The following is an 11649-nucleotide window of genomic DNA, read 5'->3' on the forward strand; positions in this document are numbered from 1 at the left end:
GATAACGTCTTCCTAGGCGGGATTAATTGTATGGGTATCAAGTCGTTGTTTTTTCATCTGCTGTCCGTTGTCGGAGCCGTCGTCTGCCAGATGCAGATGGCGGTAGGGGAGGAGTATGTGATTTCACGGCTCCAAGCCAAAATAGTTCCCGAGAACCACTATACGTTTACAATGCCGGAAGGCGGTGAAGTGGAAGGGTGGATATCTGGGGAAAAAAGAGCCCGGAAAGGAGATGTATTGTTGAGGATCAATCCCAGGCAGTTGGAACGCGATGAAGCCAATTTGAAGCTGCGCCTGGAACGGGATCGTTTGACGATGGAAGAAAACCTGGTGGAATTGGAGCGCCAGCGGGAGGAATTGGCCTTTTTGCTCGGATTGAACGAAAAGCAGAGACAATTCCTTCAGAAAGATTCTCCGAAGGTGAATCATAAATCCCTGCAAATTATCGATGGGAAAATCGAGTTGGAGAAGAAACGGGCCGCGTCGGAAAGACAAAATGCATTGTCGGAGTTCGAAGAAAAGAAAAAACGTTATGTGGTAGAGATGCCGTTCGATGGCAAGTTCCAGTACCACTTCGTTCTTCCGGAACGTGGATTGGAACCGGTGATGCGTTCATCGTCCGATCCGGTGGTGTCGGTTATAGATGACTCAAGGATGTATATTGCGGTGGTGATGTTCGATCCGGATTTGATCCATATTGCCCCGGATCGCTTGAAGGCGCGCGTCCACTCCGGTGGAGGGAATGTCCTGGTGGGGAAGTTTGCCTATCAAAAGGTGGAAAAGGGACGGAACGAACCGGTGTTGACGTATTTTTTCCTCTTGGAAAACAGTCAGTGTGAGGAAGCATCCAGGATGATTGGGGCGAATTGCGTGGCCTCTCTGGCGTATGTTGTAAAGGGGCCGTTTTTGTATAAACATAAACTGGACTTGATTGTTCAGGCGGAGAAGTCGGATTATCACTCCTGGGAGGAGTTGGTTTCCAGGTTGTATCCGGGGTACCGGATTGAGTTCAAGGGGGATACTCATTTGGGCCTTGTTCCCGTAGAGGAGCGGAAGGTTGGTTTCCGGGAAGGGGTATGAAATCTTTTCCATCGGTTTTGTTCTATCTAACCGTGGATACTTTGCACCGTTGGGTGATGCGGGTGTCCAATCCTCTGGCACGTTTTCTCGTGGTGTTTTGCCTGGTCTTTTGTGCGTTGACGGTGTTGTCGCATTACCTTCTTTCCGCACGTACTCTAGAGGGGCAGATCAGGAAGAATGGCGGAGATATGATTGTGATGGCGCGGTATTGTCCTTCTTCGGAGGTTGCTGCGTTGGATCCTCTGGAGGGGATGCCCCGGTATGCCGGTGGACGCGAATGCGTGATCCTGAATGAGTTATTTCAGAATGCAACGATTCGGGACAGGCGTTTCAAACTGGTGGAATATCCGTTATGGGGTGCGGGCTTGTTCCAGGGGATGGACGTGAGGCCGGATAACGGCGTGTTTGTGCTTCCTCCGCGTTCGGAACCGGGAGCGTCACCGGAGGAAGTCATGGTGGCCAACCATCGTGTCCGGGCTGTCGTGGTACCCGAATATGCGGCTATGGCATTACGGAAGATTTATCCGAATGGCGGTGTGTTTGTACCGGAAGGCGTGTTGTCCGCTCTGAAGATGCGGACGGGGTTGACAAGAATGTATATGTTCCGGTTCGAACAGACGGAAGTAGCTTCGATGAGGGTATTGGAGAAACGGCTTCTCAAGCTGATTGAATTGGATGGTTGGAGCGCCCAGGTACGCAGCAGTCTTGAGTTGTTGGAGGAATTGGAGACTACCCGAGCCAGCCAACAGGTGTATCGCATGGGGATTTCTCTCGGTATCGGGGTGATCGTGTGCGTGTTGCTGACGTCGATTTCTTCGATGGAGTTTCGGCAGAATGAGTACATTTATGCGTTGATGAATAGTTTCGGGGTGAATCGCCTCTTGCTGGTGGCTATGTTTATGGTGGAGAATTGCGTACTTGTTTTCGGGGCCCTGGCGTGTGCCGTGACTTTGTTCCATGGCCTGAGCGGTTTCTTGGTGAAAGAGTTTCTGAAAATGCCGGGGATGACTCTGTCTGTGGTGGATATGCGGGATGACATCGTTTTACTGTCCGTATCGCTGTTGACGTGTATTGCCGTTTCGACAATTCCGATTGTATGTGCTGTTTTCCGCCCAGTGGGGTGTGTGTTGAAATGATTGCGAGATGCCATGAAACATTTGAATTCCTGTGTCAGTGTCATGTTGTGCGCGATAATGTGCGGTTGTTCCGTGGATCGTCGTGTGGAAGATGCCTATGAAACTCTCCGGCAGACATACGACAACCTTCCGGATTACGAGAAAACCTCTTTCCGGGAATTGACATGGACTGAGGCATGCAAGCTTGCCCTGGCTCAAAATATTGAGCTGCAGCAATCGGTACATGACATTGAGAAGGCACGTTACGAAGTGCGTAAGGTATATCTGGATGTGATACCCTTGGTGAATCTAGGGTTTTATTATAACAAGTATCTGTTTGGCGGCGGCAATAACTACTATGACTCCCGTGATCACGATTACGACATCAACGTGATTTTCAATCTGCCTTCCCTGACGCAGTTGCCGATGAACCGCTACACGGCTTTGCTCTCCCTCTTCAGAGCGGAGAAAAATTACGATTTGAAACGACGCGATGTAACCGCCCGCCTCTACAAGCTGGCCCGTTTGTCGGCTTTGGCCGGAGAGCAGTACCGGGCGGATTGCACGGATGCGGAATACAGGCATGTATCAAAAGCTCAATTGGAACGGCAGCGTGAGATTTCCCTGCGTTCCGAATGGAAGGAGTGGGGAACTCTTTTCAATGATTTCCGTTTTCGTTGGAAAATCAAGCCTGAGTCTATTCCCCAGATGAATTGGAGGCGGTTCCGTTCCTGTTCTCGGAAACCCGATCGGCTGGTTTTGATGAATATGGCATTGGAGTTGGAGGCATCCCGGCTGAGGAAGTTGGGTATTACGTTGAATTATTGGCCGGTTGCGGATGTCCATTTTTACAGCCCGCGTTTGTTCAACATGAGCGGAGGTCATGATTCCGGGTTTATGAGCGGCGGTAGCGATGTGCGGATGGATATGAATTTCTATTTGCGTCTGGATACGCAGTTGAAGAATTACCAAGCCTTGAAACAAGCGAAGAAGGAATATTCCTTTCTGCTGGATACACTGCGCAATACTCTTCTGGATCGTCGGGAGAAGATATTGGCTCTGGTTGAAAGCGGACAGGAATATGAGGAATGGCGGGATACGATGGTATCGTACAAGGAATTTCTTTCCCGGATGGAGGACAGGAAACCGGCAACTCTCCGCAGGCAGATGGAGGAGGGCATGAAACTCGAACGCGATTGCCTGGTTCACGAAAAAGAACAAGTAGAACGCGAGTGCGCCATGATTCTCGAGTACGGACTTCCCGGTGAGGACTCCTGACTTGATTTTTTCTTTCTTAAGAAGGGATCAACGTACCGGACTTTCCCGGATGAGTCGGTGACTGAGATATTCTAAATTGCGTATCCGGCATGTCATGGATGATAGGATTCTTCGTTGCGGGAAACAGATGAGTATGATCTAATCCCGCGAGATATGAATACAACCCCTTTACAGCAAGATTTGCTTGATGCAACGACGACTCTTTGCAACGCTCTTGCCCAATCCCCCCAGATTATTGCGGCCAAGGCCCGCATCGGCTTGTTCTTCCAGAACCCCGACGCAACCAAGTTGTTCGAGGAAGTGAATGCTTACGGAGAAGAACTTCGTTCCAAACATCTTGCCGGCATGCCTCCGACCGAAGAGGAAATCGAAAAATTCGACAAACTTCGTGCCTCTGTCATCGAAAATGAATTGGCCCGCGGTTTCCTGGAAGCCCGCCAGTCTGTAGACGGTCTTCTTGCCACGATCAACCAGTACCTCGGTATGTCCATTGATATGGGGCGCGCACCAACTCCCGAAGAAGTGGAAGAATCCGCCAAGCGTGCAGCCAGCGCTTCCTGTTCCTGTGGTGGCGATTGTGACGGCGACTGCTCCTGCGGCGGTGACTGCCAGTGCGAAGGCGAAGGCCACGAACACGGCGACGACTGCTGCTGCAAGCACTAATCCTGTAATTTGAATTCAATTATTAAACAAGCGACCGTTCCGGCAATCACATGCGGAACGGTCGCTTGTTGCATTTGAACGGTGTACCGGGTCGGCGGTTACTTCATTCGCACTTCATAGCCGAGTTCCTGCAACATGGCGATATCGTCGCGTGTGGAAACGCCTGCCGTTGTCAGCATATCGCCGGAAATGGCGGCATTGGCACCGGAGAGGAAGGCTTTTTTACCGTGGTCGCTCATGGTGTTGCGCCCGGCGGCGATACGGACAGCTCCATCGGGGATGATGAACCGGACGATGGCGATAATACGGAGTTTTTCTTCCTCTGTCATCGGGGTGAGATTTTCATAAGGCGTTCCGGGGATGGGGGAGAGAAAATTAATGGGGGTGGATTTGATTCCGAGAGCGGCGATGTCCATGAACATGTCGATGCGGTCCTCCATGGTTTCCCCGAGTCCCATGATGCCGCCGCTACATACTTCAAGGCCGGCTTCCATGGCCCATTTGATAGTTTGGATTTTTTGATCGTACGTATGCGTCGTACAAACGTCGGGAAAATGGCGGCGGGAGGTCTCCAGATTGTTATGGTAGCGGGAAACTCCTGCTGCTTTGAGTTTTTTACAATGTTCCAGTGAGATCAATCCATGAGAGGCGCAGAGTCCCAGGTTGCACTCGTCGCTCATAAGGCGGTAGGCGTCGCAGAGCTGGTCGACATCGGCATCAGTGAGGCGTTTGCCGGAGGTGACGACAGAGTAACGGAGAATGCCGGCTTCTTCGCAGCGTCTGGCTCCGTCTAGGATGGTTTCCCGGGGGAGCAGGGGATATTCGTCCACGGCTGTATTGTAGTGAGCGGATTGGGCGCAGTATTTGCAGTTTTCCGAACACCTTCCGCTGCGACCATTGATGATGGTGCAGAGGTCGAAGGTATTGCCGCAGAAATGTTCGCGGATTGCATTGGCTGCCTGGCAGAGTTCTTCAAGGGGTCCCGTGCAAAGCTGGAGAAGCTCTTCCCGGGTGCAGGACTGGCCTGATAATACTTTGTCAAGAAGGGAAGCGGTCAAGGTCATCTTGCGGAGAGACTAACCCTTCGTTGCGTACCGTCAAGAGACAAAAAAAATTGCCGGGACATTTTCCGATTGGACTTGACTCCCCCGAAAATTCGGGTAAATCATTTCGCACTTTAGAAGCATGCTTCATAATTATTATGAATAACAATCCTCGAATTTCATTTTTGCTCAAGATGATCACGGATCGTGTGGAAACGATGATTACCCGGGAATTGGCATTGGAGCATGTGACGGCCGCGCAGGGCAGGGTATTGGTTTATCTGATTTCTAGGGATGGCGAATTGGTGTCCCAGAAGGATGTGGAGCAATACCTCGGTGTTTCGCATACGACGGCCAAGGGGATTGTCCGTCGGTTGGAGGAGAAGGATTTGGTCAAAACATCCTTCGATAACGAAGATGGGCGGGTAAAAAATATTTATCTGACGGAACGCAGTCGCATGATGGACCAAGCTGTCGTCAGGCAGATTGCCGCAATTGAGGATATCCTGCTGCGGGGGATTAACCCGGAAAAGAGGAAAGCTCTGGGGAAAATGTTGCAAGACATGTACGACAATATCAAATAACGGTTTCCGCAATGTCTGTTTCGGCAGCAAAAAACATGAAGATCGCTTCGATCCTATAATTTTCCATTCAAGAATATGAAAGTAGAACACATACTGGTGATAGCCCTGAGCGGGCTGGTTGTCGGCACGCTGGGCGCGTGCAGGGACGGAGGCGGGAAAACGGCATCCATGCAGCAGCGTGAGATGCATCCGATCAAGGTATCCGTGATGAATATGGTCCAGCAGACGGTGGATTTGAAGTCGTCGTGGTTCGGGCATTTGCGGGGTGTGGAGCAGGCGGATATCAGACCCCAGGTATCGGGAACCTTGCTTCGCCAGATTTATTGGGACGGATCGATCTGTGAGAAGGGAGAACTCCTGTTCGAGATTGATCCGTCCACGTACCAGGCTGCAGTGGATCAGGCTGAAGGCAATCTGGCGGCAGCGAAGGCCAGCAAGATGCAGGCGGAAGCTGCACGGAACCGCGCCTCCCAGGATGTGGAGCGCTATGACAAGCTGATTAAGACGGGAGCCATTTCGGAAAAACTGTTCATGGATGCCCAGCAGACGCTGAAGGAAACCCAGGCTGCTTTGGAACAAGCCGAAGCCGGTATCAAACAATCGGAAGCGGCTTTGGATAATGCCAGAATCAACCTCGAACGCACCAAAGTGAAAGCTCCGTTCCGAGGGCTGGCCTCTAAATCGAATGCCAGTGTCGGAGAATTGCTCTCGGCCAATGGAACTCCGTTGACGACCATGTCGTCGATCGATCCTATTCGCGTGGACTTTTCCGTAACGGGAAAACAGGTTCTCAACCGTTTGCTTGATGGACGCGTGGACGTGAAGAACGGACGCATGGGAGATATGGACAAGTTCGAATTGATTTTGGAAGATGGAACCGTGTTTGAAGAAAAGGGAACGGTTGTTTCCGTGGACAGTGAAGTGAGCCGAGCCAGCGGTACCGTGAATTTCATCGGCCATGTTCCCAATCCCGGTTTCAAGCTGCGTTCTGGCATGGCAGTCCGCGTGCGTGCCGTCACCGGTCAGGAAGAGAACGCCCTGCTGGTGCCGGTACGTGCTCTCGTGTCGGCGATGAGCCACCGCAATATTTACGTCGTGGCTCCGGACCAGACTCCTCGCCGCATCGATGTCCAGCTGGGGGATACTCTAACTCTCGACATGCCCGATGGCAAGGGCGGTACGGCTCCCATGCTGATGCAGATTGTTACGGGAACGGTGAAGCCGATCTCGGAATCCTTGAAGGAAATCGGCTATGACAAGCCCTCCGACGCCCCGGTCATCGTGGAAGGAGGCATGATGGCCGCCCAGTATTCCAAAGTGAACGACATGATGCGCGCGCAGGGAGCCCAGGGGGGCTTCGGTACTGTCATCCCGACTCCGTTTGTCTACACCAAGCCGGTTTCCACGACTCCCTCCATTACCGCCGAGTAAGCCATGAGTGCGTTTTTTATCAAACATCCCGCCATTGCGGCGGTAATTGCTATTGTCACCACCCTGCTCGGGCTGGTATGCTTGGGTAATCTTCCCATTTCCCAGTATCCGGAAATTACGCCCCGTACGATTCAGTTGCAGGCTATGTTTCCTGGGGCCAATGCACAGGCTGTAGCCGACTCCGTGGGGACGCCCCTCGAACGTCAGATTTCCGGTGTGCAGGGGATGGACTACATGACATCCGTGTCTTCCAACAACGGGGTTTACAATTTGTCCGTCGTGTTCGAGCCGGGTTCCGATCCGGACATCGACCAGGTGCTGACGAACATGCGATACGGGCAGGCTTCTTCCCAGCTTCCCCAGGAAGTGCAAAGTACCGGGGTGACGATCAAGCAGCAGCCGGGGCTTCCGTTGCTCATGTATTCTTTGACGTCGCCAGACGGAAGCTATAACTCCGTCGACTTGGCAAACTATGCCCAGGTGAAGTTGATCGACGAACTCAAACGCGTCGAGGGCGTCGGTGAAGTTCAGGTCTATGGGGCGGGGCGTTATGCCATTCGCATCTGGCTGGATACGTCGAAGATGACTCACTACGGCATTTCCATCGGAGAAGTCCGGGGCGCTATCGTCGCCCAGAATACGACGAATCCCGGCGGCAAGATCGGGGCAGATCCCGTACCGGACGGACAGGAACAGACCATTACCGTACGTACCCATGGACGTCTTTCCGAACCGCATGAGTTCGAAGATATCATTATCCGGCAGAACGGCGAAGAGATTGTCTATCTGCGGGACATTGCCAAGGTGGAACTCGGGGCGGAAGACTACTCCGCCATGGGACGCCTGAATGGAAAAATGGCTGCCGCCATCGCCATTTTCCAGGCACCCGGTTCAAACGCCATTGCTACGGCGGATCGTGTGAGAGCGTTGCTGGATGCCAAAGCTCCTTTGATGCCGGAAGGTATTTCAGGACGGGTTTCTCTGGATACGACGACGGCGGTTCGTTATTCGATTGAGGAAATCAAGCATACGCTGATCGAGGCCATCATTCTTGTCGCGTTTGTGGTGTTCATTTTCCTCCAGAACTGGCGGGCGACCCTGATTCCGCTGATTGCCGTGCCGGTGTCATTGATTTCCACGTTTTGCATATTCCCGCTGCTGGGATTCTCGCTCAACACGATTTCCCTGTTGGGAATTGTGCTGGCAATCGGCCTTGTCGTGGACGATGCCATTGTGGTGGTGGAAGCCGTACAGGAGCACATCGACAAGGGGATGAATCCCCGCATGGCTTCGTTTGCCGCCATGCAGGAAGTCTCCGGTCCGGTGATTGCCATTGCCTTGGTACTGGCGGCAGTGTTCCTTCCTTCCCTTTTGCTGGAGGGGATAACCGGTACGCTATTCAAGCAGTTCGCGGTGACGATTGCCATATCGATGCTGATTTCCGCTTTCAATGCTTTGACTTTATCTCCCGCCCTGTGTGCCGTTTTGCTCAAGCCCAAAGGGAAATCCCATAGCATTCTGGCGCCGTTTCACCGTTTGTTCAACAAATGCTACGGCAAAACCGCCAATGGCTACACACGCATTTGCGGGGGGCTGGCCCGCAAGCTGGTATTGTCCATTCCTCTGTTGTTTTTGTTCTGGGGTGCGATCAAGCCCGTGGCTGATCATGTACCCGGCGGGTTCCTCCCGGACGAAGACCAGGGCTTCTTGCTTGCGTGTTTGATTCTCAAGCCTAATACGTCATTGCAGGTTGCCTACGAACAGGACAAAAAATTTGAAGAAGCCCTTCAGGACCCCTCCGTCAAAAATTTGACGACCGTTGTGGGGATCAACATTCTCAACGGTGTCCAGACTCCTGGAGCTTGTATCGCCTTCGTCGAACTCAAAGACTGGAGCGAGCGAGCCGAATCCGCATCGGAACTGGCACGCAAATTCCAGGGGAAGGTTGCCATGGCCGGTCTGGATGGAATGGCCATGGTGCTGGAACCTCCGGCCATTCCCGGCGTCGGTACCGCTAACGGCGTGACCATGGTGCTGGAGGATCTGGAAGGCCAGGGCGTACCCTTCCTGTACGGCCAGGTGAAGGCCTTTGAGGAAGCGGCTTCCAAGCGTCCGGAAATCATGATGTGCATGGACATGATGATGGCCGACATGCCTCAAAAATACATCAATCTGGACAGAGAAAAATGCAAGTTCCACAAAGTGGACATCGACGTAGCCAACGGCATCCTCGCCGCTTACAACGGGTCTTCTTTCGTCAACTACTTCAACGCTTTCGGCCAGCAATGGCAGGTGTACATCCAGGCTCAGGGTGAAGATCGCATCAATCTGGAAAAAATGGATGGGTTCTTTGTGACCAATGGCGATGGGGTCCGGGTTCCCCTCTCTTCTCTGGTGAATGTCCAGGAGATTGAGGATACGGAATTCGTCATGCACCATAACATCTACAATGCTGCTAAACTTAACGTGATGCCCAACCCCGGGTACTCTACACAGCAGGTGATGGACGCATTGGAAGAGGTGTTCCATGAAACGATGGATCCGACCAAGATCGGTTTCGACTACCAGGACATGAGCTTCCAGGAAAACAAGGTGCGCAACAGTATCGGCCTCGGTGCGATTTTTACCATGTCTTCCATTTTTGCCTTCCTGATCCTGGTGGCTCTGTACGAAAAATGGACCTTGCCCCTTGCCGTATTCCTGACGGTGCCGATTGCCGTGCTGGGCGCTTATCTCGGGCTCTACTGGCAGGGAATGGATCTGACTCTCTATGCCCAGATCGGCCTGGTGATGCTGGTAGGGCTGGCCGCCAAGAATGCGATTCTCATTGTCGAATTTGCCAACTTGGAGATGGAGCGTGGCAAGAACCTGATGGATGCGACGCTGGCGGCAGCCAAGCTGCGGTTGCGTCCGATCCTGATGACGTCCTTTGCCTTCATCCTGGGGTGTATTCCGCTGATGATTTCGTCCGGTTCCGGAGCTCTGGCCCGCAATGCCATCGGTACCGTCGTGGTCATTGGCATGGGAATGGCAACCTTGGTGGGCGTATTTTTGATCCCCTGTTCGTACGTGTTTATCATGCGCTTGTTCCGCATTAAATTCTCACTTCATGAATTGAAGGAGGATCCGGACGAAGTGGGGGCTCGGGAATACCTGGCCGCCCATAAGAACGATTCGCCGGTTAGTTGACATCCGGTTCATTCCTGGTTTGATCGACCTGCGGCCCGTTCCCATCCTGTCATGGAAAAGGAACGGGCCTTTTTTATGCTTCGCTTGTTACACGCAATGAAGACTTGCGCAGGAAAAACGATCTGGGATAGTATCTCCTATATGAAGACGTATCGCCTGTTTGCCGGATTGTCCGTTATGTTGATGGCTGTTTCCTCTGTTGCCTCCGTTTCCGCCGAGGAAATTTCCCTGCCTAAACCTGTTACGACGGGAGGCATGCCTTTGATGGAGGCCTTGCAAAAGCGGGCTTCGGGCCGTAAGTTTTCCGACCGTCAGCTGACGCCGCAGGAAATGTCCAACCTGCTTTGGGCAGCTTGGGGAGTCAATCGAGAAGATGGCCGGCGCACGGCTCCTTCCGCCCGGAATATTCAGGAAATTACCCTGTATGTTTCCACTCGCGACGGCGTGTTTGAATACGATGCTCCTTCTAATTCCCTCCGAGTCATCATGAAGGAAGACATCCGGGCTTTGACCGGGGCTCAGCCTCTTGCGGGCAAGGCTGCCGTCAACATCATCATGGTAGCGGACAAGTCTAAAGTCAACTGGTCGGCTTCCGGCAATGAACTGGTGGACTATCCCTCTGTGGATTCCGGTTTCATCGGACAGAATATCTACCTCTTCTGCGCATCATCCGGTATGTCAACCGTCATCCGAGGTCTTGTCGACAGAAAGGCTCTGGGGGCTAAATTGAATCTTCCGGAAAACAAATTCGTTACGTTTGTCCAAAGCGTCGGTTTCCCGGAGGAGACCGAAAAGTGAATTTCCTGCAGCGTCTCGGCAGCAGGAATATGCGGGTGAATATCAAAGCAAGGACCCAGGCGGCATGAAAGAAGGCCTTACCTTTTTGTCTTCTTCGCTGTATTGGAGTTTCACTCTGTACGGTTTGCTGCCTCTTGTTGCCGTGTACGGTTTGCTGCTGATGCGGGTTCATCCTGGGAAGGGAGCGGAGAACGTGGTCGCCTGCGTGTTTTTCGGGGTGTTCAGCGCATTGTTGGGCAATTCGGCCGCATACTTTTTGAACGGCATCGGTATCATGTGTGAAGGATATGGGTGGGGTATGCCGTTTTTGTGGGCATGGATTGCCGGGTATGCCGTGATGCACGTTATTCTGGCCCTGCTGCCCGGCAAGGTGTTCCATTACGTTTTCCCCTGGTGGGGCCGATGGATTCTAGGAATGGTAACCGCTGCGGTGTTGGCGGGAGTGTGGTATTCGGGGGTGTAACGGAT

The 11649-nt window shown here is 52.7% G+C and carries 10 protein-coding genes; 9 read left to right on the forward strand and 1 reads right to left on the reverse strand.

The annotated features are described in order from the left end of the window. The first annotated feature begins 30 nt into the window (after positions 1-30). From QET40_RS05655 to QET40_RS05670, 4 genes are all read left to right on the forward strand, one after another. Positions 31-1080 (forward strand): hypothetical protein, encoded by a 1050-nt coding sequence (locus tag QET40_RS05655; RefSeq protein ID WP_280126199.1) that lies wholly within the window; start codon positions 31-33, stop codon positions 1078-1080. Continuing rightward, a complete protein-coding gene (locus tag QET40_RS05660) occupies positions 1077-2216 on the forward strand; it encodes a hypothetical protein (RefSeq protein WP_280126200.1) in 1140 nt (379 codons plus the stop codon). The genes QET40_RS05655 and QET40_RS05660 overlap by 4 nt, the downstream gene beginning before the upstream one ends. A 12-nt stretch (positions 2217-2228) precedes the next feature. Further along, positions 2229-3473: a TolC family protein gene (locus tag QET40_RS05665; protein WP_280126201.1), complete on the forward strand. Its 1245-nt coding sequence runs from the start codon at positions 2229-2231 to the stop codon at positions 3471-3473. Positions 3474-3626: 153 nt separating this feature from the next. Continuing rightward, positions 3627-4136: a YlbF family regulator gene (locus tag QET40_RS05670; protein WP_280126202.1), complete on the forward strand. Its 510-nt coding sequence runs from the start codon at positions 3627-3629 to the stop codon at positions 4134-4136. A gap of 98 nt (positions 4137-4234) precedes the next feature. Here QET40_RS05670 and bioB read toward each other — a convergent pair whose 3' ends face one another. Beyond that, on the reverse strand, positions 4235-5200 hold the full coding sequence (gene bioB, locus QET40_RS05675) for a biotin synthase BioB (protein ID WP_280126203.1): 966 nt from the start codon (positions 5198-5200) through the stop codon (positions 4235-4237). 137 nt (positions 5201-5337) lie between these two features. Here bioB and QET40_RS05680 point away from each other — a divergent pair, with 137 nt between their 5' ends. The 5 genes from QET40_RS05680 (at position 5338) to QET40_RS05700 (ending at position 11644) form a co-directional block, all read left to right on the forward strand. Next, complete coding sequence (locus tag QET40_RS05680) at positions 5338-5763, forward strand: MarR family transcriptional regulator (protein WP_280126204.1); 426 nt, start codon at positions 5338-5340, stop codon at positions 5761-5763. A 75-nt stretch (positions 5764-5838) separates the two neighbouring features. Continuing rightward, entirely contained in the window at positions 5839-7194 is a 1356-nt protein-coding gene (locus tag QET40_RS05685; protein ID WP_280126205.1) for an efflux RND transporter periplasmic adaptor subunit, read from the forward strand. 3 nt (positions 7195-7197) lie between these two features. After that, positions 7198-10383: an efflux RND transporter permease subunit gene (locus QET40_RS05690; protein ID WP_280126206.1), complete on the forward strand. Its 3186-nt coding sequence runs from the start codon at positions 7198-7200 to the stop codon at positions 10381-10383. A gap of 96 nt (positions 10384-10479) precedes the next feature. Then, positions 10480-11181, forward strand: a complete 702-nt coding sequence (locus QET40_RS05695) for a SagB/ThcOx family dehydrogenase (RefSeq protein WP_280126207.1) — start codon at positions 10480-10482, stop codon at positions 11179-11181. 64 nt (positions 11182-11245) lie between these two features. Next, the gene (locus QET40_RS05700) at positions 11246-11644 is read left to right on the forward strand and encodes a hypothetical protein (protein WP_280126208.1); all 399 of its coding nucleotides are present in this window, start codon (positions 11246-11248) and stop codon (positions 11642-11644) included. Positions 11645-11649: the final 5 nt, after the last annotated feature.

It is taken from the genome of Akkermansia sp. N21169, from assembly GCF_029854675.1.
GTDB lineage: Bacteria > Verrucomicrobiota > Verrucomicrobiia > Verrucomicrobiales > Akkermansiaceae > Akkermansia.